Below are 24,468 nucleotides of genomic sequence, written 5' to 3' on the forward strand. Positions count from 1 at the left end.
ACTTTTTTTGTCCTAGTTTAAAATCACATTCTTAAAGCTTTGTCAAATTGAAAATTATGAATGCTTTCAGTATTTTTATTAGGAATGTATACATTCCAATCAGTTTTTGCTTTTTATCTATTACAAATGATTGAAAATGCCTTTTTAGGACCAACCATTCTTGTAGCTACTTTAGGTGGACTAAGAACTTATGCAATGAGAGTTGCCATTTCAGGTTATGTCGGAAGACTAGCTGATAAATTTAGATCATATGTTCTATTTTTAATCATAGTTTTAGGAATAGGAATTGTTCTTGTTGGAGTTATGATCTTGCTTCCTTTTGGAGCAAAAGATAGACAGCAAAACATTGCATTAATTGTTATTTCTTCAATAATATTTGTTTTTGTAGGTCTTCTATCATGAATCATGGTAACACTAAGATATGTTCAAGTTGGTGAGACTAAAATTGAAAAATCAGCATATGCTTCATCAATTGGAATTCTATCATTTATTGGTTTTTCTTCAGATGCATGACTTTATCAAATCACCGGTTATGTTGGAGAAAAATACACAGCTGATCAAGAAGGACATACCTCAATTGTTGGATATCAAATAATTTTACTAATATCACTAATTATTGCCTTTGTAGGTTTAATGGCAGGGTTTATAGTCTTTATCGCAAATACTCGAGAGCTAAAGAGACTAGGAAAAACTAACTATCGCTGAAGGGAATTAGAAAATGTCTAGAAAACAACTTCTTTTAGCCCATAGAGGCTACATGGCAATAGCCCCTGAAAATACTCCTTTATCTTTTGAATTAGCAAAGCTTTTTGGCTTTGATGGAGTTGAACTTGATGTTCACTTAACAAAAGATCAAAAGCTTGTAATTATTCATGATGAAAGTACTAATCGAACAGCTCTTAATGATAAAGTCATTGCAAATGAAACTTTAAATTCTTTAAAAAAAGATGATCATGGCTTATTTTTTAAAGTTAAAGTTCCTAGACAAACCATCTTAACTCTTGAAGAGTTTTTAGACAAATACTTAGATGTTTTTGAAATTATTAACGTTGAAATTAAAAGTGATGTATATCACTATCCAAATATTGAAAATAAAATTTTTGAACTATCACTTAAATATGGACAAAAACTCATTGACAAAGTAATTTTTTCATCATTTAATTTTGAAACTTTAAAAATCATGAAAAAGCTTAATCCCAATTTCAAATTAGCCTTTTTATTTTGAACAAAAACTCAACTAGAAAAAGTTTCAAAAAACCAAATATTTGAAGTTTGTGATTTTTTAAATCCTTGAACTGAGCTTTATGAAAAAATTAAAGATGAACTTGATAAATTCAACCTTCCATATTTACTTTGAACAATTAGATCAAATGATAAATATCAAAAGTTTTTAAAAGATAAAAAAGTTTATGCACAAATTTCAAATTACAAGTGAAAATAATTATAAAATTTAATAAATAAATTTATCAAAATACATGATTCAAACTTGAATTTTTGAAAAAAGCTTATTAAAAAGCTTTTTTCAAAAGCCATAAGGAAAATATGAAAAAACATGACATAATCATAATTGGTGGAGGTATCATAGGTATAACAATTGCCTATGAGCTTTCTAAATACAAAAAAGTGGATGTTTTACTTTTAGAAAAAAATCCACTTTTAGCTGATGAAACTTCAAAGGGAAATTCAGGAGTTATTCATTGTGGCTTTGATGCTGATTCAAACAAAATTGAATCAAAGTTAAATGTTCTAGGAAATCGCCTTTGACAAGAAAAAATCTTCAAAGATGTTCATTTTCCACGAGCTAAAGTTGACTCACTTGTTCTAGCTTTTAATGATCTAGAAAACGAAGCTGTAGAAAAGCTCTACCAAAGAGGACTTAGAAATGGCGTTTTAAAAGAGCATTTAAAAATTTTAACAAAAGAGCAAATTCTAAAAAAAGAGCCTTTAGTAAATAATAAGGTTCAAAGTGCTCTTTTGTGTACAAATTCTTGGTCAATCGATCCTCAAAAAGCTAGTTATGCCCTTGCCAAAGTAGCTCTTCAAAACAAGGTTAAAATCGAGCTTAATTCAGAGGTAGAAACCATTGAATATCAAGAAGATTTTTTCTATCTAAAAGTTAAAAATGGCCAAAGCTACAAAAGTAAAATTGTCATTAATGCAGCGGGTCATTATGGAGATGAAATTGCCAAAAAAGCTGGCTATGGTGAATTTAAATTAAAAGCTAGAAGAGGTCAATATCGAATTTTAGCCCGAAGTGAAGGCCATGTTAGTAAATCAATTTTGTTTATGGTACCAACCATTCATGGAAAGGGTGTAATAGTTTCACCCATGCTTGATGGAAGAGTTTTAGTTGGCCCTACAGCTGAGGAAAACATTGCCAAAGATCAAACAAGACTAGTGACATCTCAGGGATTTGACTTAATTGAAAAAAATGGAAAAAAAATTATTCCAAGTTTAAAAATTCAAAACACTGAAATGACTTTTGCAGGATCAAGGCCAATTGATATTCAAACCAATGATTTTGTAATTAAAAGTGCCAAAGACAATCCTAATTTTATTAATGTAGTAGGAACAAAATCCCCTGGTCTTTCAGCTGCTCCTGCAATTGCTTTGGAAGTAGTTAAATTAATTAAAAAAACCAATTTGAAAATAACTAAAAAAAGTTATTTTAAAGGAAGATTTAAAGAGCTTATTTAACTTGTTTAGCTTAATTTAAAATAAAAAAAGCAAAGCTTCAAAAAAGAGCTCTGCTTTTTAATTTGACTAAAGCTTTGAATGAATCAAATAAAGATCAAACAAAAGCTAATTTATAAAAAAAGTCTTGATCTTCAAGACTTTAGCTAAATTATTTTTTTGGACTTTGAGTGCTATTTGAAGAAATTTTAAGTCTATTAATAACTTTTTTAAGTTTTAATTCATTTCTAAAATAATCACTATCTTTGTTTTTACTATTTGAAAGAATTTCAACAAGATAGTCATGTTCTCTTCGAGCTTTTTCAATGTCAATGTCTTCTTTAAATTCGATGGCACCTGTGATGATATTAGCTTTGTCTTTTTCAACATATAAAAGCCCACCATTAATTGAACATATTCGATAGTCTTTGTGGCCTTCAGTGTTAATATGAAGTTCACTAATTTCAATAGTTGAAATTAGAGGTTGGTGGCCATATTGAATACCAATGTGGCCCCCTGCAGTTACAACAGTGACTATATCAACTTTTTCGTTAAAAAAAATGCCATTAGGCGTTGTTATTATTAGCTGTAGTTGCATTGCTTTGTCCTTTAGCTTTTTCTATTGCCTCATCAATTGAACCTACATATAAAAAAGCATCTTCAGGTAAATTATCATGTTTACCTTCAAGAATTTCTTTAAAAGATCTAATAGTTTCTTTTAAAGGAACAAACTTACCTTTTTTACCTGAGAATTTTTCAGCTACAGTAAAAGGTTGAGATAAAAAGTTTCTAATTTTTCTAGCTCTAAAGACTAATTTTTTATCCTCTTCAGAGAGCTCTCCTATTCCTAGAATAGCGATGATGTCTTGAAGTTCTTTAAATCTTTGTAAGATATTTTGAACTTCAAGGGCTACTAAGTAGTGCTCATTACCAATAATTAAAGGATCAAGCATTCTTGAAGAAGAGGCAAGTGGATCAATGGCTGGATAAATTCCTAAAGCTGCTATGTTACGCTCTAAAACAGTTTTGGCATCTAAGTGAGTAAAGGTTGTAGCAGGAGCTGGATCTGTTAGATCATCAGCTGGAACATAGACAGCTTGAACAGAAGTAATTGAACCATTTTTAGTTGAGGTAATACGCTCTTGAAGTTGTCCCATTTCAGTTGCTAAAGTAGGTTGATAACCAACAGCTGAGGGCATACGACCTAAAAGAGCTGAAACTTCACTACCTGCTTGAGTAAATCTAAAGATGTTGTCAATAAATAAAAGCACATCTTGTTTAAATTTATCTCTAAAATACTCAGCCATAGTTAGCCCAGTTAAAGCAACTCTCATTCTAGCTCCAGGAGGTTCATTCATTTGACCAAAAACTAGAGTGGTTTTATCTAAAACTCCTGAGGCAATCATTTCATGATAGAGATCATTTCCTTCACGAGTTCTCTCTCCTACACCAGCAAAAACTGATAGACCTCCGTGTTGAGTTGCTATGTTGTTAATTAACTCTTGAACTAGAACAGTTTTTCCAACTCCAGCTCCTCCAAAAAGTCCAATTTTTCCACCTTTTGAATAAGGAACTAGTAGGTCAATGACTTTAATTCCTGTTTCAAGAATTTCACTTGAATCATTTTGCTCTTCATATGAAGGAGCACTAGCGTGAATTGAACGAAATTCTTTGGCTTCAATTTCACCTTTGTTGTCAATTGTTTGACCTAAAACATTAAACATTCTTGAAAGCACTTCTTTTCCTACAGGAACCATTATTGGAGCTCCTGTGTCAATTACTTCAAGACCTCTAGAAAGTCCATTTGTTGAGACCATTGAAATGGTTCTAACAACTTCATCACCTATGTGCTGAGCAACTTCAAAGTTATATTTATTGTTTTCAAAAACTAGTTCTAAGTTATTGTAAATGGCTGGAATTTTTTGTCCAGCAAAAGAAATATCAACAACAGGACCTAATATTTGTACTATTTTACCAACGTTTTTTTGACTCATTTTATACCTCCTTATTCAACTGAACCAGCTACAATTTCTGAAATTTCTTGAGTAATTTTTGCTTGGCGAGTTTGATTGTATTCAATTTTTAGATTGCCAATTAAATCAATTGCGTTTTTAGAAGCACTTTCCATAGCAGTTCTTCTAGCAGCTAGCTCTGAGACTTTAGATTCAGTTAAAAATCCAAAAATAATAGAGGCTAGATAAAGTGGAATGGCTTTGTGAAAAACACTTTCAACATCGGGTTCAAATTCTAAAATGGCATTTTCTTTGATCTCGCTTTTCATTGGATTTTTTTTGATTGGTAAAATTGTAGAAATTTTTTCTTGTTGATTAATTAAATTAATAAATTTTGTGTAGACAACTTTAATTTGATTAACATCTTTGTTTAAAAATGAATTTAAAGCACTATCACTAATTAGTTTTGCTATTTTATAAGTTACATAATCAGGAAGAGCTTTAAAAGTTTCAATAATTTGATCTTGGCGATTTGAAAAAAAGTTGATTGCTTTTTGACCAATTAAAATTAGTTTATCTTCATTTTTTATATTTGAGTTTAAGATTTTAAAAATATTTGAATTGTATGAACCAGCTAGGCCAATGTCGCTTGAAATTACAATGTACAAAGTTGAATTTTTTTGACCATCTGGATAGAGTTTTATTTGAGGGTCAATTTGTGAGACAATTTTAGAGAAAATATCTAGAACGCTTTGAGAAAATTCATTAACTTCCAAAAAATGTTTTTGAGTTTTTTTCATTTTGGAAGTTGCAACTAATTCCATTGCTTTTGTAATTTTTTTGATGTTGTCAATTAGTGCAATCCTGTTTTTTGTTTTTTGTAATGAAGGCATTATTTACTTTCAACTAATTTAGCATATTCTTCAGGAATTGGACGGTGGTCTTTTGGATTGTAATTGGCAATTGACTTAGTAATGTTTTTAATCTCTTCAATAATGATTTTAGTAATTTCATTTCTTAATTTAGTTGATAATTTTTTATCATTTCTAATAAGAGTTTTTAGATTTAAAGCTTTGGCATCTTTGTTAAATTTATGGATGATAGCTTTTTTAAATTTAGATATATACTCAAGAGGAATTGGGTTAATTAAATTTTGTTTAATAGCTAAAAATAAAATAACTTGAGTATATTGATCAATTGGGCTATATTGATCTTGTTTTAAAATTTCATAAATTTTAGATCCATTTTCCAAAATAGCTTTAGTTGAATCATCAAGATCAGAGCCAAATTGAGAAAAAGCAAGCATTTCATTATATTGAGCCAATTGAAGTTTTAATGAAGAAGTAACTTCTTTCATAGCACTTATTTGGGCACTTGAGCCAACCCTTGAAACTGAAAAACCAACATCGATGGCAGGTCTTTGTCCTGAGTTAAAAAGTGATTCTTTAGTAAAGATTTGACCATCAGTAATTGAAATAACATTGGTAGCAATATAAGCCGAAATATCACCTTGCTGAGTTTCAATTATTGGAAGGGCAGTAATTGAGCCTCCTCCATTTTCTTTGTTAACTTTAGCTGCTCTTTCAAGAAGTTGAGAGTGAAGATAAAAAACATCTCCAGGATAGGCCTCTCTTCCAGGGGGCCTTCTTAAAAGTAGAGAAAGAGTTCTATATGCAACAGCATGTTTTGAAAGATCATCATAGACAATTAAAACATCTTGGCCAGTTTCCATGAACTCCTCAGCAATAGTTACTCCTGTATAAGGAGCTAAATATTGCATAGGACTAAGCTCACTTGCACTAGCACTAACAACGCTAGTATATTCCATAGCGCCATGATTTTCAAGTTTTCTAACAATTTGAGCAACTGTTGAATTTTTTTGTCCAATAGCTACATAAATACATTTAACATTTTTACCTTTTTGGTTAATTATGGCATCAATTGCAATAGCTGTTTTTCCGGTTTGTCTATCTCCTATGATAAGCTCTCTTTGACCTTTACCAATTGGAATCATTGAGTCAATTGCTAAAATACCAGTTGAAAGAGCTTCATTAACACTCTCACGAGCCATAACCCCTGGGGCTACTCTAAAAATTTGTCTATGAATTTCTGAGTCAATTTCACCTTTTCCATCAATTGGCTCTCCTAGTGCATTAATGACTCTACCAAGAATTTCTGGACCTACTTTAATAGAAATAACTTCAAAAGTTCTTTTGGCCTCATCACCTTCTTTTAGTAAAGTATCATTACCTAAAATAGCAACTCCAATATAGTCAATTTCAAGATTTAAAGTTAAACCATAAACACTTTCATTAAAAATTATTAGCTCACCATTTTTGACGTTTTTAAGACCTGAAACAAGAGCAATTCCATCTCCAATAGAAATGACTTTTCCAACTTCATCATTGATTTTTTCAATTTTATAATTTCTAATTCTTTCTTTAATAATTGATGAGATGTCTTTATTTTTTAATGCCATTTTTAGTCTCCTTTTTTAATTGATAGTGCCATTTGGTCAATTCATGAGGCCACATTGTTTCTTTGTTTAAAATCGCCAACTTGGATTTCATAGCCTGAAATTAGTTCTTTGTCAATTAAATTTAAAAGTTTTACTTCTTTTTTCAAAAAAACTGATAGTTTTTTTTCAATTTCCAATAGTTTTTTATCAGAGAGTTTTAAGGTTGTGTAGATGATCCCATTTTCAATGTTAAGTTTTTTATTAATGGTAAGAATTGCCTTTAAAAATATATTGTCAAGGTATTTAATTTTGTTATTTTCAACTGCCATTAATAAAAAATTTAAAATTAAAGGTTCAATTAAATCAAAAATTTCTTCAATGAATTTTTTCTTGTTTTCAAGTTTAATTGAACCACTAGCTAAATATTCAACTACTTCAGGGTTGTAAGAAAAAATATTTTTGATAATAAAAAGTTGATTCAAAAATAGTTTTTCTTTTTTTTCTTCAAAGGCAATTTGACTTAAAGCCTTTGCACTGCTTTGCACATAGTGATTGTCAATCATAGTTTTGTCCTTTTATTTTTCTGAATCAAAACTGATGTCATCGATGATTTTTTTTTCGTAGTTGCTATCAATTTCTTTAATCAATATTTTCTTAGCAATGATAGTAGCTGCATCAATTATTTCTTCTCTTGATGTTCTAAGAAACTCTTCTTCTTTTCTCTTGATTTCTAATTGGGCTTTTTTAAGAATTTCCTCAGATTTTTTTTGAGCGCTCATTTTGTAATTTATAACAATTAATTCAGCATCTCTTTTTGAGCTATTGATTATCTCGCTTGCTTGTTCTCTGGCTTCATTTAATTTTTTATTCGACTCTTCAAGATTTTCAAGTGATTGTTGTTTTAGCTTGTTAGCTGCATCAATGTTATCTTGAATGTATTGTTTTCTTTTTTTAATATTTTTTCTAATAGGTTTATAAAAAAAATAAGTTAAAAAGAAAATTGAAATTACAAGTGCTGCTAAAGTAGCTAGCATCAAAGGAATTGATGGAAATAATCTATAAAATTTTTCTGTTAATTCCTCATTGTAATTTGTAAGTAAGTTAGCTCCAAAATTCATTAGTAAACAAACACTAATAAAATAGCAATAATAAATGAATATAGTGAAGCTGATTCACTAATTGCCATACCAATAATCATTAAAGATCTAATTTTTTTAATAGCTTCAGGGTTTCTTCCAACAGCCTCAGCCGCTCTTCCAGCCGAAAGTCCTTGTCCTAGTCCTGTACCAAAGTTACCAATAGAAGCTAGCCCAGCTCCTACTGCAACTAATCCAGCTCCAGTTGTTGCACTAGCTGGGTCATTTTTTAAAGCAAGTAATGAAATTATATTTTCCATGTTGTTCTCCTTAAATATTTTAAATAATCTTAATTTTTTAAATTCTAAACTTAAATTTTATTTTGTTTCCTTTTTAATTGTGAAAAAGAAAATATTTTTTTAGAAAAGTTAAATTTACTTTGTTTTTTTCTTAGTTCTTTTTCATCAATTTCGCTTGATCAATAAACAATTGATAGTAATGTAAAGACATAAGCTTGGATAATGGCGCCAAAAAGGTCAAAATACAAGTGAAATAAAGGTGTAAAAAATGGTGCCAATACTAAAAGTTGATTTTGACTTCCACTAATTTGGCCTCAAAGATAACCTAAAAAAGTGTAAAACAAAAACACAACAGTACTTCCACCTATGATGTTTCCAAAAATACGAACAGAAAGTGAAAGAAGCGGTATAAAATGACCTATTAAATCTAATGGATTAATGATGTTAAAAATAATTTTTACTTTTCTATTTGCAAATTTAAAAACAGTAATTCCAATTCATGAAATAAGGGCCAAAGTTAGTGGAACTGAATAAGAAGTTACAATTGGCTCTAATCCAATTAAAGAGATTAAATTTCCTATTAATAAAAAAGTAATTAAAGAGAAAAAATAAGCTCCTGATCTTTTTAATTTATTTTCACTTGCATCATCAAAGGTTGATTGAAAAGCTCCAACATATTCTTCAGCAATTAAAACAACTCCTTTGGGTACTTCTTTATAGTTTTGTTTTCTAACTTTAAAATAAACTACAAGAGAAATAATAATGATGATTAAAGTTGTAATAAAAAGTGAAAACAACTGTGGATGTTCTCAAGATCATAGGCTTGTTGTAAAGCTTGGATTTTTGTTTTTTGGCTCACTTTGAGCACTAAGAAACATTTTCATTACTAACTTTTTTCCTCCTATTTTTTATGGCATTGATAATTAAATCTAGGATTATAGCACTAAAAATAATTAATGTTGAAGCTATGTATCAAAACAAATTTATTGGAGAGCTCATTTGTCCAACAAGTGTGCTTTGATTTTGAGAATACTTTTTATTAATAAAAATTATTAAAATCAAAGCAATACATAAAATAAAAGTCTTGATGTAAAAATGAACTAGATGTTTAGTTTTTACAAAGGAGTTTTTTTCATTAATTGTTCATTTAGTAGTTATTATCTCCGAGATAAAAAAACCAACAACATTTAAAAAACCACCAATAAATCAACCCAAAAATCAATAGTATTTAATCTCTGGTATAAAAGCAAAAATTATCAAAAAAATAGAGGTGCTTAGTCAAATAATTATTGATAGAATTTTTACTCTTTTTGACATAATTTTCCAATTAAATTTAAAGGCACACACTCATGCCTGTTTGTTATTTTACTCCTATTTTTTTAAAAAGAAAAAAAGATTTTAAAGTCCTATTTCTTTTAAAATCTTTGACTTTTATTTATGAGAAAAAGCTTTATTTAAACAACTTTATTAATACGTTCTTGGATAATTTTTTCAATTTCTTTTTTTTCTTTAATGTCACTTTCAATAGATTTTTTTAACTCTCCAATAGTCATGTTGTCATCAAAGTTATATTTTTTTAAATTTTGAGCAAGATTAAAAAGTTCTAGAGAATGAAGAGTAACTGATCTTTTAAATGAGCGTAGTTTAACAATTTGGTTGAATCTATTATTTACAATTTCAGGGTGCAAAGATAAAAATTGTAATCTCAAAACATCATCTTCGGAGTACTCTGCTAATTCATTTAAAAGTTTTTGTTGCTCTTCGAAAGTTAATAAATTTGTTATTTTTCAATTATTAATTAAAAGTAAAAAACCACAAAAAGAAGCAAGAGCTCCATCTTGATCAAGGCCATATTTTTTAATTTCCATTTCAGAGTATTCTTTGGCTACTAAAGTTTTTAAAAAACTAAAGTAGCTCTTTTTAAATTCATGTTTAGTTAGAGCTAAAAGTGAAACTTCTTCACTATGAAAAATTGAACTTACGCTAATGTTGGGACCAAAAAATTCACTAAGTAAAGTTTTTTCTAAATTAGGAGCAAAAGCTAGAAAGTTAATTTTTTCAAAATCTAAGCTTTGCATAATTGAAAAAATATCATCTTTTAATTTTTCTTTTAAATCAGATGCAATTTTTTCATAGGTTTTATTTTGTCTAAAATCAACTATTGTAGTTTTGTGATTAAAAACATTGTGATTGTCAAAATAACCAATTGTATAGGCAAAAGGGATAGCTCTTTTTGACTTAAATCTCTTATTTCTAAATTTAAAAGTTGATCTTATTGCTTCAAAATCAATATAAATATCTAGGACACTTTTCATATTTAATACAATTATTATATATTTTTAATTAAATTTAAAAGTTATTTTAGTTGCCAAAGATTCTAAGATGTGATATCATTTTATGGCTTGAACTTTTGATTTTGGTGTTTAAAAATAATTACCAATTTATTTAGAAATCTTAATTTTAATAAAACAAAAATTACTAGAAATTAACTCTATAATATATTTTAGGAGCTTTATTTTATGAATACAACAAAAGACAAAACGCTATGATTCATTAGAAAAACAATTGCCTCTTCGATTTCCCTTTCGGCTTCATTAATTGCAATTTGGTATTCACTTCCTATTGAATTAGGAACCAAAAGAAATCAAAGCTTTAGTCAAAGCGAATCACTTGAATTTGAAATTGAAAGATTAGAAAAAAACTATCAAGAAAAATTACAAAAAAAACAAGAATTAGCTAGTATAGACCCCAATCAAAAGTTCCCTAATATTTTAAAAAACTTAATTAGCAGAAAAAAGAACTACTAATTTTTATAGTAGATATTTATCTTAAAAAATAAGTGCCTTGCATTAAAAAAGCTGGCACTTATTTTTTTTAAAGTTAATTATTTAAATAAGCCTCTAGAGCTATTTTGCCTGAATTTAAATAAGCTCTCATTAAAAGTCCTTTTCCTAATTTAACTCCTCCAAAGTATCTTATTGAGACAATAAGAACATTTGAGAGATTATGCTTTGAAATTAAATTTCAAAGAGGCAAGCCCGCACTTCCTTTAGGTTCTTTGTCATCACTATAGCCTGAATTTAAAAATCCTTGATCATCACGAAAAACAAAAGCGCTGCAAATATGTGAGGCTTTTTTGTGCTGTTTTTTTAAATCTTCAATGATTTTACTAACTTGAGCTTTAGAGTTAATTTCAAAGACTTTGCTATAAAACTTTGATTTTTTAATTTCATATAATTGCATGGCTAGTTAAGCTTTATTTTAGTTTATCTCAAATATCCTCACCAGTTTCAATAGTTTTTAAACCAAAGTTTCTTGCAACAATATTTCCACTTGTGCCTAGTCCCAAAAGAGTTTTTAAATAGCTAGGATTTTTAAATGCTTTTGAATAAACAATTAATGGAAGAGCCTCTCTAGTATGACTTGATCCTGGAAAAGTTGGATCATTTCCATGATCTGCTGTAATTATTAATAGATCATCATCACTTAAAACTTCAAGAAGCTCTCCTAATTTTTTATCAAAAGAGTCAATGTTTTTTCCATATCCAATTACATCTCTTCTATGTCCATAGTGTGAGTCAAATTCAACTAAGTTAACAAAAACAAATTGATTTTCTTTTTTAGTTTTTGCAATTTCAATGGCCACATCCATATTTTCAACATCACTAGCTGGAGGATAGACTTTATCTATTGCTTGTCCTACAAAAATGTCATTGATTTTACCAACTGCTATTGTTTGAATTTTTGCTTTTTGAAGTGAGTTTAAAAGAGTTTCAGAAGGTTTATTTGCATAGTCATGACGATTAAAAGTTCTTGTATAACTTCCGTTTTGTCCAACATAGGGCCGAGCTATTACTCTAGCTACATTTCAAATGCTTTTTGAAGAACAAATTTGTCTTGCAGCTTTTGCATAGCGATAGAGATTTTCAAGTCCCATGTGCTCTTCATGGCCACAAATTTGTAAAGTTGAATCAGGGGAAGTATAGACAATAATTTCATTATTTTCTATTTCTCTATGAGCCAATCTTTTTAAAATTTCAGTTCCACTTGCATTTTCATTGCCAATAATTTTTCTTCCATCAAAGGCTTTTTCTAGTTCTTTAATTAGCTCATCAGGAAAGCCTTTTTCAATAAAATTGGGATTTGCCACTTTTGTTTGAATTCCCATCATTTCTCAATGACCAGCTAGGGTGTCTTTTGCATTTGATTTTGCAAAGATTTTTCCAACATAAGCCTGTGGTTTAAGATCTTCATTTTTATCTTTTAAACTCACAAGAGCTTCAATACCTAATTTTTTTAGATTAGGTATTTGAAGATCATAATTTTGTCAAACATGTAAAAACGTGTTTGCCCCATTATCTCCAAAGCTCTCTTGCTTTTGGTCTTTTCCAATTCCCATAGAATCAGCTACTATCATAAAAACATTTTTAAATTTTTTAACCATCTTAGTCTCTTTATTTTATTTCAATATTTATTTGTTTAATTTGTCTTGTTTTAATGCTGCTTTCTTTAAAGATTTTTCTACTAATTCAAGCATCTTCTGTATCATGATAAAAATCTTGTTCATAGACAATTTCTTTAATTCCAGTTTGAGTTATTGTTTTTGCACAATTTGAACAAGGAAAAAGAGTTGTATAAAGAACTGCATTTTCTAGAAGAGTTGTTGTATTTAAAATAGCATTTAATTCAGCGTGGATGACATAGGCATATTTTTTATCTTTTTCATTTTCTGCATCTTTTGATCAAGGAAAAAAATCATTTCCTAAAGGCATTCCGTTGTAGCCAAGGGCTATAACTCTTTTTTTGTCATTAATAATACAAGCTCCAACTCTTGTATTGGGGTCTTTTGATCTTAGTGAACTAACTTTAGCCAAAAGCATAAAATATTCATCTCAATCAATAATTTTTTCTTTTTCCATGTTTTTATTTTATATAAAATTAATTTGTTTAAGAAAATAAGCTTTAAAAAAATAAAAAAATTGATAAAAATTATAAAAAATATGTTATTCTATCAATTAGCTTACCATTAGTTGGTAGGTTTAAACTAAAGAGTATAATAGTTTAAACGTCTGCGGAATTTTAATTATTCTTTCCCATGGCTAACTTTGTGGTGTTTCTATTTTTTAGAAACACTTTTTTTTATTTAAAAAGCTACATTTACTGTTAATTTACAAAAAAGCGATTTTTTAGTACTAGTTATTGGCATTTGTTAATAAAAATAAATTAAAATAAATAGATTTTTTTAGTTAAAATTTATATAAATATTAAATTTGTAATTTAAATGACTAAAATTTTCAAATTTTATTGTTGGTATATTTTGTAATTTAGGAGAATCAATGAGAAGGTTTTATTGTTTATATTCAAAAACTAATGTCCCATATCACTGAATATTACAAGAAGTAAAGTCAAATCCCATTGGTTATTTTAAATCAAGACTAGACTGTATCGACTATTTTATTGATAATTACGCTACTAAAACTAAAGCAATCATTTGATTTCATAATGACTTAAAAATTTTTGAAGGTTCACTTAAAAACATTGCTGGCAAAGATGGACAAAATCTCTATGAAATTGTAATTGACAAATTTCAAATGAAAAAACACAAAAATGAAATTGTTGAAAAAGAAACAAATGAAGTTTATAATGAATTTTTTATTGATCCAAAAACTAAAAAAAGAATTGAGTATAAAAAACGTAAAAAATGAATTGGAACCAAAGAATATATTCTTGAAATCAATAACTCAGATCCTGAAAAAGAATATTTTCAACCTCAAAAAACTAGTTATGATAGTGGTCTAGTAGACATTCCGTTGTTTTATTACAATAATAAAAACTCACAAACCCAAAATCAAAAAACCACTCAAGTTAATAAATCATCTCAAGAAAAAACTAATAAAGAATTAAATATGAAAAGCTCTTCAATTACAAAAGAAATTAATCAATCTGCAGAATCAAAAACTACTTCACAAAACCAAGATCTTAGTTTAAATGAGCAAAACAATTTAAACCAAAGCTCTGTTACTAGCCAAAATACTTTTGAAGCTACTAGCTCTAGTTTTAATCAAATGCCTAACTTTGACACTAGTCAAACTAGTGCTCAAACTATTAGCCCAGCTCCAAATCAAAATCTTAGTCAAACTAATGAGGTCACTCCAAGTCCAGTTGTTGATTTTTCACAAACAAGTATTTTTGGACATGGAAATGATTTTAATCAATTCAATAGTTTTACTATAAATCAAAAAAGAAACTCAAGCTCTAGTGAAAAGACAAATCCAGATACAAGTGAGTTTAAAAATCAATACAATCTTGAAAATGAGCTAGAGTTTAAAAACAAAGATTTTATGGACAAAAAAGATCAACATGTTGAATCTTTTTTCAAAAGCTTTGAAAGCCAACTTCAAGAAAAAGCTAAAGATTTAGAAAATGAAAATAAAAGCAATTTTACTAAACTAGAAAAAGAACTTCAAGAAATTCAAGAAAAAAATAGAAAGCTTGAAGAAGAAAATAGACTTAAAAATCTTGAAATTGAAAAAGACTATATTAATTTTCAAAATGAGCTTGATCAACTTGAAGCTAGCGCTGAATTAGAAAATCAAAAAGAAAAACAAGAACTTTTAAAAAGCCAACTTCATTTATATCAAGAACAAATCAAGGAAATCGAAAGAGAACAAGAAGAGTTTTTGAAAAATCAAGAAATAGAAAAATTGAGATTAATTGAAGAACAAGAAAATCAAATATATGAACAAGAAGAGCTTTATAACCAACTTGAAGAGAATTTAAAAATTGAATATGAAAATGCACTTTTAAATTACTATCAAAATCTTTATGAGCAATCTCTTCAAAATCAATCTCAAGCAATGTATCAAGAATTTCAAGCTTTTACCCAAGATCAAATTAATGCTTTTAATCAAGAGATGAATTGAAGATTTAATGAGTGACAAGCAGCTCTACTTGAACAGCAACATGAGCTTTATCGAAGAGAGATGCAACTTCAACAATATATTTATAATCAGCAACTTGTAATAGAGGAACAAAGAACACTCTTTGAGCAACAAAAAAATCAAATATTACTTGAAAGAAATTTGTTTTTCCAACAACAATATCAACAAAAACAATTTTATCCAACAAATCCAAATCCTAATATTCAGATTGATAATTATTTATCAGAAGAAAAACAACCTAGTAATATAATTTATAATCAAAGTAATAATGACAATTCAATGTTTAGCATATACAATGAACCAGATATAATTTATTATGAAGATCCAAATGATCAAGCCAATACTGAAGAGGAGATAATGTCTAAAGCAAATCAAAACTACAATCCCAATAATATTAACAATAACGGATATGGCCAAAATCCAAGTTTTCCAAATCAACAGCCAAATCAACAAATGAACAATCAATATGTTGAAGCTCAATATGCAACTGGAGAAATTCATAATCCTTATGTAACAAACCAACATCCAAATCCAAGTGCTCCAATGCCAAATTTTGCTCAGAGTCAAAATTTTGTAAATCCTTTTGTTCAACCTCAGCCTCAAGCTCCTAGATTAGTAAATCAACCAATGCCAAATCCTTTTACAAGAACAGAGCAATTTAATTACAATCCATATGCTCAAGCTCCTTCTATGCAAAGTCCTACTCAAAATATGGCCAACCCTTTTGTAGCTCCTACTCAAAACATGGCCAACCCTTTTGCAAGAGCAACCCAAAGTTTAGCCAATCCTTATAGCCAAGTAAGTCCAAGGCCTTCTTTTCAAGGTTTAAATACTATTTATGAAGCTCCTCTTACTAGTGTTTCACAAAATTCTCCTTTGCTAGATACAATTACAATTGATTCAACTCTAGAGGTAATTAAACACAAAGAATCTCAATTAAAAGAGATGAAAAAGCAAGAGATTTTATCAAGAGAAAAAAGACTTAGAGAAATCAAAGAAAATGAAAAGTTAATTTTTGAAGCTAAAAAAGAAGAGCTAAGAAGAGCTGAAGAAAGAGTTAAATCTCTTTTAGAACAAGAAAAGCAAAACTATGAAACTAAAAAAGAAACAATCAAAGAGCAAGAATACAAAGTTCGTCAACTAATTTCAGATGAAATTAAAGAATATGAACAAAGAACTAAAGAACTTGAATTTGCAAAAGTTGAACTAGAAAACAAACTAAGAGCCCAAGAGCGTGAAACAAGTGAGCTTAGAGATGATTTTCAAAAATATAAAGAAAACTTAGAAAATTCTCAAAGAACAACTCAACAAGTTTATAGACCTCAAAACCCTGATGTCAAACCAGTTTATTCAAGTATTGTAGATGGTCAAAAAATTAAAGAACATGACAAAGATGGAATTACTAAAACTTATGTAATTAATCCAATTGAAAATTACACAACTAACAAAAAGTATGTTCTTTAATCAAAAGAAAACATTGAACAAAAACCTTTAGATGAATCTCTTTACATTCCAGATCATGTAATTGCAAATGAAGATGAAGAATCAATTCAAAAAAATTGGGTTAAAGTAGAAGAAAAAACTAAAGAACCTGAAAAAGTTTCAAAAATTTTATATTGAGCACTAGGATTTTCTTTACTTGTTCTAATTGGAGCTATTGCACTTTTAGTTTTATTTATGCTAAACGTAATTTAATAGCAAAAATCTAAAAACTAAAAATTTAAAAAACCAAAAAAGCATCATAGACCAAAAAATGATGCTTTTTAATTTTTTAAAGTTTATAAAAAATTAATTAAGAGAATAATAAATAATTAAAGTTACTATTGTAATAATAAAAGAAATAGCCAAAACACTTAAAAGGGTAATTCAAGGTTTATTTTTTAGTTCACTGTTATATTGCTCACTAGTAATTTTTTCTTTATGATCTTTTTTATTAAATGTTCTACGATTTTGATTAATAATTTGCAAATTTTTTCATCATAAAATAATGCTTTTAAAAAGAGTAAACCTAATCAAAACATTAATTAAACAAAAAAGAAGCACAATTACTGAGCTAGTGTTAATGGCATTGTATCAAAGGTTTTTTTGGTAAAAAGTTAAAAACAAAGAAAAACCAATGATAAAAACAAATTGTCCAACAAGTGCCATTGCAAAAGTTGTTTTATTAGTTTTTTGTCATTGGTTTTTTAATCATTTAGTCATTCTTTTATTTTAGAACATTAATGATAAAAAATATTAAGAATTATGTAAGTAATTGAAATAATGGCTATGGCCAAAACTGTTAAATTGAGCCCATTTTTCATAAAATCAAGATATTTGATATTTTTTTCTTGGTATTCTTTTCTTTTTATTAAATATTTAATTGTATCTACAAGACCATAAGTTAATAAATAAGAGGCAAATCCAAAAGAAATTCCAACTGAAATCGAAAATCCTAAAACTCCAATTAAAACTGTAATTAATAGAACAACTACATCATAGGTTTTCTTTCATTCAAAGTGTCTTAATTCTTTTAAAATCAAAATTGAAATAAAAATAAGCACAGGTCCTGTTATAGGTTGAATGGAACTAAAAGGGCCAGTTTTTATTGGTAGAAGTGGACCTAAAATTGGTCAAAGAGCTATTGAAATTAAAAATAAAAATGATGTTGTCAAAGAAGAAATACCAGTTTTGGCCCCACTTTTAATGGCTACAGCTGATTCAACATAAGTTGTAACTGAAGAGTTTAATAAAAGTGAGCCAAAAATAGTTGAAGTTCCATCAATGATGTTAGCTCTTTTGATTCATTTTGTTCTAAATTCTTCATTGTAGTAGTGCTCTTTAGAAATCATTGAATCAAAAACCATTAAAGTTCCTGTTGTATCAAAGAAATCTACATATAAAAATGTAAAAATTGATCAATAAAAAAGTGGATTTGAAAAAGCCTTTGAAGCACTTGTTCACATCTCTTTTGAAGCCTCTGAAAATTTAGTAAAGTCACTAAAAGTTCTTAGTTGAAAAGTTTCTCTAAGCCCTTCAATTGTTCCTTTTAATGGAGAAGAGTCATCCAAAGTTCAATTTTTGCTAATTCCATAAGTAATGGCTAGCATTATTACACCAGCGATCATCGAAATTATGACAGCTCCTTGAATTTTCAAAAGATAAAGAACAATCATAATTAGAAAAACTAAAATTCCAATAATAACCATTGGATTTTTAAAATCTCCAAGTCCAGTAAGAGTAGCTGGATTTGAGACAATAACTCCCATGTTTTGTAGACCTATATAACCAATTAAAAGCCCAATCAAAACTGAGATACTAATTTTTAAATTTTTTGAAACTGAATTTACCAAATATTTTCTTAAATTTGTAACTGCAATCAAAAAATATAAATTTCCGGAAATAAAAACGGCAAGAAGAGCCCCGCCATATCCTATTCCTAGTGCATTTGCTACATTAAAAGTGAAAAAGGCATTAATACCCATTCCAGGCGCAAGAACAAGCGGGACGTTGGCAAAAACACCCATTAAAAAAGTTGCTAAAAATGAAGAAATCGCAGTTCCTAAAAAAATAGCTGCTAAAAATCCTCTCTTGCCACCTTGTCCATCTGCTAGAGATAGAATTGAAGGGTTGACTGAGAGGATATAAATCATTGCTAAAAAAGTGGTAATACCACCGATAATTTCTTTTTTTATCAGAGTATTTCTCTCTGAAATTTTAAAGAAATTATCAATGTATTTATAAATCATTAAAATCTCCTCATTTCTAAAATGTAAATAAAAAATAATGGGTTTAAAAACCCATTTTTATTATATAAGAGCAATAGTGAAATTTTAAATTTGGCTTTGATAAAAAGCTAAGAAATTTTTAACAACTTTTTGAAATTTTGTTGTAAAATGTTTTTGTTGGTTGTCTTAAAAAAAGCAATCTATAAAATTAGAAAGTGAAAAATGCGATTTGAATTTAACCTTTGTTCGAAGAAAAATAAGAATGCCATTTTCAAAGCAAATATCTTTGCTATGAACTATTTTAATTTTAAGATTGAATCAGTTTTAAGATTGTAACTTTTAACTTTAATTTTAATAAGTTAAAATTTAACATAAGAAATCTTGATATTTGCAATCTTAAAAAATTTAAGAAGACATTTATCAAGATTTATTTTTTATGATAACCAAACAACTAGTTAAACTATTAATTAAACTAATACTAATTTATAAAATTTTAAAAAAACTAAAGGAGATTTGATGTTAAACAGACGCAGGCTTTTAAAATTTTTAATACCTACACTTTTACCATTGGGAATTATGACTATAGCTGTTTCTTGTTCTAATGGCCCATCAAATACAGGTGGACAAAATCAAAAAACAACAAACCAAGATTCATTCCAAGCAAATGCAGCTACTTTTTTTGTTAGAGTTAACGAAAAAGTTCATAGACCTTTTGAAGAAGATATTACCTCTCAAGCTTATTCTCTTGATCAAAATACACTTTTATATGGATCATTACTTTTTCAACTTGCAGCTTCAGGACAAACTAAAGCCACAAGTGAAGGAGTTATAAGTGAAAAATCTAAAAACTGACATAAACTAGTTCATGCAGAAAAAGTTTATTTAACTCTAGCTGATGAAAATGGTCAAGAAAAAGTTGTTGTCTATGACAATGACAAAGTAGATAAATGAGTAGCTCACCCTTCAAATCCGTCAGTTGACATGGGTGAGTCTTCAGATCCAAAATCTATAAATAATCCAAAATTTTTAGAAGATCTTAAAAAAACAAAGAAAATGCAAGTAACTATTAAAAAAGGTAATTTCTGAGTTAATAGTAGAGGAGAAAAAACTCAATATGAAGTTAAAGCAGAGGATTTTTGAACAAAATATGCTAGAACTTTCTTAAGAGATAACAAAGCTCGTCATGAAGCTGGAGGTTCTAAAGAACTTGATGAAATGGCAAGAAATAAATATAAAGGTCTAAGTCCTAATCCAGGATCTAATCCCTTTGATGCCAATGGAGAATATTCAGATGAATATCTTTTAAATATTTTTAACATTGACTATAAAGCTCTAAAACATAAAGAAAAATTTTTACAAAAAACATCAGAGGAAAACCCAGAGCAAGCTCTAACTTTTATGAGTGCAGAGGGTCAAAAAGGAATGTATGACTTTTTCAGAAAAGTTTTCTTAGACACTAACATATTTACAGCAGCTCCTACTGATTACATTAAAGATAACAAAGCTACAAAAGATATAGCTCAAACAACAGGATTAGTTTCTGAAGTTGGTTACTATTGATATGGTGAAAAACCAAGTGATTTTCTTTCTGCAGGACCTTACTATTTATCAAGCGCTAATGCTGATAGAAGAATTTTTGTTCAAAATAAACACTTTTTAGATCAAGACTGGGTTAAAAATGAAAATGCTCTAAGAAGGCTTACATTCTTTACAACAACTCAAAATGTACAAGCTTATGCAAGAGAAGAATTTGAAGAGTACAAAGAAGGTAATAGGGTTACTATAAATTGAAATACTTTAGATAGTGCACAAAAACTTCAAATTATTGATAATCCTCAAAAATTTAACTTAAATTATCGAAAACCATTAGATAACAGTAGCATTAGAATTGCGGGAAATAATAACTTTGTTGCAAACCCTGGAAATCAACCTTCAAACAAAAGAGCTTACCAATTTAGTGATGCTTATTCTAAGTTAGTCTACGGTGCAAAAACTACTGAATTATCAGCTGAAACATCACCTGTTGTTAATAAACATTTTTGAACAGGAGATTCACTAATTTTTAGAACATTAATTTCAAATGCTTTTAATATTCACAAATATGGTCAATTAAATATAACTACTGAGTCAGTTTGAATTCCAACAGCTCGTCCTGATGCTTTAATTAACGGAAGCAATCATGCAAGCTCTCAATTTAAAACTCTTGCAGATGCAAAAGATATGAATTCACTTTTTGCTTTAGGTTATAATGAACAAAACAAAATCATAAAATTTGGTGAAAAAACTATTGAAGAAGATAGAAAACACTTTATAGCTAACCCTGACAATGATATTATTTCAAGCCGTTCTTCTACTTGAGAACAACTTCAAAAACAAATAAAACAACTTTTAGATAAGTTCTATCAAGCAAACACAGAATTTAATCCTCAAGATGAAAATGGAAAAATAAGTGCAAACTTTTATGAGGTTCCTCTTGCTATTGAAGAGAGAATTTTAACAACTGCAAAAATAGTAGAAAACATCAATAGGCTTGATCCTAGATTAAACTTTAAAGTAATTCCTTACAACGAAAATGACACTAGCCAAGACCTTAGAGAATTTAGAGCTCCAACTAGTTGATCCGGTTGAGGATATGACTATGACGGTTATGGTGGATTTTTGGGAATGGTTTTATATCCTAATTCCAGATTTCAATTTTTAACTTTACTTTGAGCTTTTGGAGCCTTAGATGAAAATCATGAATTGGCAAAAATTTTTCCACAAGTTTATAAATTAGCTAAAGAAATTAAAAATAATAAAAAACTTTTCCCTGAAGGGGCTAGAAGTTTTGAAGAAATTCAAAGTGCAACAGCAAAAGATCTTTCAATTGACATTATTAAATACTTGAAAAAAAATAAAAGTGATGACTTTGATGTAATTGGAGAGTATGCTAAATTTGCAAAAGAATATCAAGACAAGACAACTAATGAAGATTTAATTGCTCTGACAAAAGAATTTAACGTTTTATTTGGATGAAGTCCAAACAACGATTTAAAACACACTCCAAAACAATTTTTACCTGTACTAGTAAATAAACACTACCAAGTTCCACAACACTCATTAAACAACTTGTCATATTACGATTGAAGAATTGTTAAAAAATAATGATTAGCTATCTCTCTAAAAGACTTGGCTTATTCATATTTACCTTCTTCATAATTCTCTTTGTTGTTTATGTTTTTCAAGCTTCATTTGGAAATATTCCTTTTAGTCAAGGAATACAAGAACCTCCTAGAGGATCAGATGAGCTTCAAAGACTAAATTCACAACTTAAACTTCATGGTTTTGATAAACCTGTTATAGTAAGATTTTTTACTTGATTTTTTAATCTTTTAAAAGGGGACTTTGGAATTAGTTATGTTTCAAAAATTGAACTTCCCAAAGATGTTTTTTCGCGATTAAAATGATCAATTTTTATAAGTTTACCTGCTTTTATATTTAGTGTTATTATAGGAGTAAGCCTTGGTACACTAGCTGCTTACAAAAGAGCAAGTGCAATTGATACATCAATTAATGCTTTTTCAACATTTTTTTCAGCTGTACCCTCATTTGTTTTAGCTCCCTTTATCATAATATTCTTTGCTAAAGTCTTCAACTTACCATGAAGTTTTAGAGAAGTAGATGCTGAAACAGGTATAACTTTTGCAGAGACAATAAGATCATCAATAGCACCAATTTTTGTTTTTACCATTACCAATATTTCAGGATATGTAATTATTAGTAGAAACCAAATTGTTCAAGTTTTAACTTCTAATCAAGTTTTAATTGCAAAGTCAAAAGGTCTAACAACATTTCAAATTTTTAGAAAACATGTTTTAAGAAATGCTTCTTTACCTCTTGCGGCTGCTATTATTCCTTCATATCTTTTCATTTTGTCTGGTTCAATTGTTCTTGAATCACTTTTCAACATACCAGGAAATGCTCAAAATATTCTTGATGCTACAAAAAAAGGTGAAATTAATGTAATAATGTTTAATGTTGTATTCTTTACTGGTCTGTCTATGCTTACTCAAATTTTAGTTGATATAATTTTTGTAATTTTAGATCCAAGAATTAAAATTTATTCTTCTTCTAGATGAAATTTGAAAAAAAGAATTCAAAGTTTTATAACCAGAAAAAACATTTTAGTTCAATTGCAAAGGAGAGCTAATGGAAGAAAATAAAAACACTCAACATAAACTCTCTGAAGCTGATTTAGCCTTATTGAACTTTGCATCACAAAATAATTTAAATGCAGCTCTTGTTGGAAAACCAAAAACTTTTTGAAAAGATATTGTACTAAGATTTTTTCAAAATAAATTTGCAGTTTTTGCCTTAATTGTATTTTTAGTAGTATTTTTAATGTCAATTTTTGTTCCTATTTTTTCACCTTATTCTTCAACAAAACCTATTTCAACAGCTGATGTTTCTTTGGTTCAAAAATTGCCCTCATCAATAGGAAACAAACCTCATAGAGTTCTTATTTCTTCGGATTTTTTAGATATTCTAAAAAACCTTGAGGCAAATAATCCTGGAACTAAAATTATTTTAGAAAGTCAAAGACTTGGAAATCAAGTTAGAATTTCTTATTATCCATACTTGGCTCTTTCACTTCTTTCTCCTACAAAACAACAATTTAGTTCAATAATAGGTACTGACAGTTTCGGAAGAGATCTTTGACTTACTTCTTGAGAAGGAACAAGAAATGCCCTTTTATTAGGTTTTATAGTTGGAACAATTCAAACATTTATTGGAATAATTGTAGGAACTTACATGGGATTTCACATTGGTAAAAAAGTTGATAACATCTTAATGAGAGTTATTGAAATTATTAACTCAATTCCATGATTTTTGATCTTCATAATTCTTGTTCAAATTTTAGGAACTGACTATTTAAGTATTGGAATAATCCTTATTGTTTTAGGTTGAACAAACCCTACTTATGTAGCTAGAAGTTATACTTCAATTATTAAAGATGAAGAATTTCTTTATGCTTCAAAAGTTGTTGGTGCTTCAAAATTAAGAATTATTTATCTAGAAGCTCTTCCTCAAATAATTGGTAAATTAACCAATGTTTATTTAAATAGAATTATTGGTGGAATTTTTGCCCTTAGTTCACTTGCCTTTTTACAACTTATCTTTGATAACCCTTCATTAACACCTAATTTAGGATTAATTTTAAATAACTCAACTAGATTAATTGATGAAAATATTTGAGCAATCATTTTGCCATCTTCAATTTTGGCCATTATTGTTATTACTCTAAAAATAACTTTTACAGGATTGCATGATGCTTTAGATCCAAAAACAAAGAAGGTTTCATAATATGCATGCAAATGATATT

The 24,468-nt window shown here is 28.4% G+C and carries 22 protein-coding genes and 1 pseudogene; 8 read left to right on the forward strand and 15 right to left on the reverse strand.

Translation table 4 applies throughout. The annotated features are described in order from the left end of the window. Nucleotides 1-27: 27 nt before the first annotated feature. From EXC36_RS01210 to glpO, 3 genes and pseudogenes are all read left to right on the forward strand, one after another. A pseudogene (locus EXC36_RS01210) lies at nucleotides 28-726 on the forward strand (MFS transporter); the annotation flags it as partial. Continuing rightward, a complete protein-coding gene (locus EXC36_RS01215; protein WP_010925067.1) occupies nucleotides 719-1,441 on the forward strand; it encodes a glycerophosphodiester phosphodiesterase in 723 nt (240 codons plus the stop codon). The pseudogene EXC36_RS01210 and the gene EXC36_RS01215, both read left to right, overlap by 8 nt. Before the next feature lie 101 nt (nucleotides 1,442-1,542). Continuing rightward, entirely contained in the window at nucleotides 1,543-2,697 is a 1,155-nt protein-coding gene (gene glpO, locus EXC36_RS01220) for a type 2 glycerol-3-phosphate oxidase (protein WP_010925068.1), read from the forward strand. Between the two features lie 148 nt (nucleotides 2,698-2,845). On the opposite strand, the gene atpC is transcribed toward glpO, so the two are convergent. The 10 genes from atpC to EXC36_RS01270 all read right to left on the reverse strand — a co-directional run bounded on the left by atpC (nucleotide 2,846) and on the right by EXC36_RS01270 (nucleotide 10,773). Then, nucleotides 2,846-3,271 carry an ATP synthase F1 subunit epsilon gene (gene atpC, locus EXC36_RS01225; protein ID WP_010925069.1) on the reverse strand — a complete coding sequence of 142 codons (426 nt, stop codon included), beginning with the start codon at nucleotides 3,269-3,271 and terminating at the stop codon, nucleotides 2,846-2,848. Then, the gene (atpD, locus tag EXC36_RS01230) at nucleotides 3,240-4,667 is read right to left on the reverse strand and encodes a F0F1 ATP synthase subunit beta (protein WP_010925070.1); all 1,428 of its coding nucleotides are present in this window, start codon (nucleotides 4,665-4,667) and stop codon (nucleotides 3,240-3,242) included. The genes atpC and atpD overlap by 32 nt, the downstream gene beginning before the upstream one ends. Before the next feature lie 11 nt (nucleotides 4,668-4,678). After that, nucleotides 4,679-5,518, reverse strand: a complete 840-nt coding sequence (gene atpG / locus EXC36_RS01235) for an ATP synthase F1 subunit gamma (protein ID WP_010925071.1) — start codon at nucleotides 5,516-5,518, stop codon at nucleotides 4,679-4,681. Then, complete coding sequence (atpA, locus tag EXC36_RS01240) at nucleotides 5,518-7,104, reverse strand: F0F1 ATP synthase subunit alpha (protein WP_010925072.1); 1,587 nt, start codon at nucleotides 7,102-7,104, stop codon at nucleotides 5,518-5,520. The genes atpG and atpA overlap by 1 nt, the downstream gene beginning before the upstream one ends. A gap of 2 nt (nucleotides 7,105-7,106) precedes the next feature. Then, the gene (gene atpH / locus EXC36_RS01245) at nucleotides 7,107-7,646 is read right to left on the reverse strand and encodes an ATP synthase F1 subunit delta (protein ID WP_129690095.1); all 540 of its coding nucleotides are present in this window, start codon (nucleotides 7,644-7,646) and stop codon (nucleotides 7,107-7,109) included. A gap of 12 nt (nucleotides 7,647-7,658) precedes the next feature. Continuing rightward, complete coding sequence (atpF, locus tag EXC36_RS01250; protein WP_010925074.1) at nucleotides 7,659-8,201, reverse strand: F0F1 ATP synthase subunit B; 543 nt, start codon at nucleotides 8,199-8,201, stop codon at nucleotides 7,659-7,661. After that, nucleotides 8,201-8,479: an ATP synthase F0 subunit C gene (atpE, locus tag EXC36_RS01255; RefSeq protein ID WP_129690097.1), complete on the reverse strand. Its 279-nt coding sequence runs from the start codon at nucleotides 8,477-8,479 to the stop codon at nucleotides 8,201-8,203. Before atpE ends, atpF begins: the two co-directional genes overlap by 1 nt. Nucleotides 8,480-8,529: 50 nt before the next feature. Next, nucleotides 8,530-9,342 carry a F0F1 ATP synthase subunit A gene (locus EXC36_RS01260; protein ID WP_129690099.1) on the reverse strand — a complete coding sequence of 271 codons (813 nt, stop codon included), beginning with the start codon at nucleotides 9,340-9,342 and terminating at the stop codon, nucleotides 8,530-8,532. Continuing rightward, nucleotides 9,326-9,775 (reverse strand): hypothetical protein, encoded by a 450-nt coding sequence (locus EXC36_RS01265; protein ID WP_041364014.1) that lies wholly within the window; start codon nucleotides 9,773-9,775, stop codon nucleotides 9,326-9,328. The genes EXC36_RS01260 and EXC36_RS01265 overlap by 17 nt, the downstream gene beginning before the upstream one ends. 137 nt (nucleotides 9,776-9,912) lie before the next feature. Next, nucleotides 9,913-10,773, reverse strand: coding sequence for a hypothetical protein (locus EXC36_RS01270; RefSeq protein ID WP_010925078.1), 861 nt, complete (start codon nucleotides 10,771-10,773; stop codon nucleotides 9,913-9,915). A gap of 204 nt (nucleotides 10,774-10,977) precedes the next feature. Here EXC36_RS01270 and EXC36_RS01275 point away from each other — a divergent pair, with 204 nt between their 5' ends. Next, nucleotides 10,978-11,265, forward strand: a complete 288-nt coding sequence (locus tag EXC36_RS01275) for a hypothetical protein (RefSeq protein WP_129690101.1) — start codon at nucleotides 10,978-10,980, stop codon at nucleotides 11,263-11,265. A gap of 73 nt (nucleotides 11,266-11,338) precedes the next feature. On the opposite strand, the gene EXC36_RS01280 is transcribed toward EXC36_RS01275, so the two are convergent. From EXC36_RS01280 to EXC36_RS01290, 3 genes are read right to left on the reverse strand one after another with little or no spacing between them, the layout of a single operon-like run. After that, the gene (locus tag EXC36_RS01280; RefSeq protein ID WP_129690103.1) at nucleotides 11,339-11,701 is read right to left on the reverse strand and encodes an IMPACT family protein; all 363 of its coding nucleotides are present in this window, start codon (nucleotides 11,699-11,701) and stop codon (nucleotides 11,339-11,341) included. A gap of 13 nt (nucleotides 11,702-11,714) precedes the next feature. Continuing rightward, nucleotides 11,715-12,902, reverse strand: a complete 1,188-nt coding sequence (locus EXC36_RS01285) for a phosphopentomutase (protein WP_010925081.1) — start codon at nucleotides 12,900-12,902, stop codon at nucleotides 11,715-11,717. A 10-nt stretch (nucleotides 12,903-12,912) separates the two neighbouring features. After that, on the reverse strand, nucleotides 12,913-13,377 hold the full coding sequence (locus EXC36_RS01290; RefSeq protein ID WP_010925082.1) for a deoxycytidylate deaminase: 465 nt from the start codon (nucleotides 13,375-13,377) through the stop codon (nucleotides 12,913-12,915). A gap of 417 nt (nucleotides 13,378-13,794) precedes the next feature. Here EXC36_RS01290 and EXC36_RS01295 point away from each other — a divergent pair, with 417 nt between their 5' ends. Next, a complete protein-coding gene (locus EXC36_RS01295; RefSeq protein ID WP_129690105.1) occupies nucleotides 13,795-16,863 on the forward strand; it encodes a hypothetical protein in 3,069 nt (1,022 codons plus the stop codon). A gap of 324 nt (nucleotides 16,864-17,187) precedes the next feature. Here EXC36_RS01295 and EXC36_RS01300 read toward each other — a convergent pair whose 3' ends face one another. Together EXC36_RS01300 and EXC36_RS01305 are read right to left on the reverse strand one after the other, a co-directional pair. Beyond that, nucleotides 17,188-17,601, reverse strand: a complete 414-nt coding sequence (locus EXC36_RS01300) for a hypothetical protein (protein ID WP_010925084.1) — start codon at nucleotides 17,599-17,601, stop codon at nucleotides 17,188-17,190. A 17-nt stretch (nucleotides 17,602-17,618) separates the two neighbouring features. Then, nucleotides 17,619-19,127: an NCS2 family permease gene (locus tag EXC36_RS01305; protein WP_129690107.1), complete on the reverse strand. Its 1,509-nt coding sequence runs from the start codon at nucleotides 19,125-19,127 to the stop codon at nucleotides 17,619-17,621. A gap of 495 nt (nucleotides 19,128-19,622) precedes the next feature. On the opposite strand from EXC36_RS01305, the gene EXC36_RS01310 reads away from it, so the two are divergent. The 3 genes from EXC36_RS01310 to EXC36_RS01320 are packed head-to-tail and all read left to right on the forward strand — an operon-like array spanning nucleotide 19,623 to nucleotide 24,449. Next, the gene (locus tag EXC36_RS01310) at nucleotides 19,623-22,250 is read left to right on the forward strand and encodes an OppA family ABC transporter substrate-binding lipoprotein (RefSeq protein WP_129690109.1); all 2,628 of its coding nucleotides are present in this window, start codon (nucleotides 19,623-19,625) and stop codon (nucleotides 22,248-22,250) included. Then, nucleotides 22,250-23,308 (forward strand): ABC transporter permease, encoded by a 1,059-nt coding sequence (locus tag EXC36_RS01315; RefSeq protein ID WP_010925087.1) that lies wholly within the window; start codon nucleotides 22,250-22,252, stop codon nucleotides 23,306-23,308. Before EXC36_RS01310 ends, EXC36_RS01315 begins: the two co-directional genes overlap by 1 nt. Next, on the forward strand, nucleotides 23,295-24,449 hold the full coding sequence (locus tag EXC36_RS01320; RefSeq protein ID WP_010925088.1) for an ABC transporter permease: 1,155 nt from the start codon (nucleotides 23,295-23,297) through the stop codon (nucleotides 24,447-24,449). Before EXC36_RS01315 ends, EXC36_RS01320 begins: the two co-directional genes overlap by 14 nt. The last annotated feature ends 19 nt before the right edge of the window (nucleotides 24,450-24,468 follow it).

Origin of the sequence: Mycoplasmopsis pulmonis, from assembly GCF_900660575.1 — a bacterium.
Taxonomy (GTDB): Bacteria; Bacillota_I; Bacilli_A; order Mycoplasmatales; family Metamycoplasmataceae; genus Mycoplasmopsis_B; species Mycoplasmopsis_B pulmonis.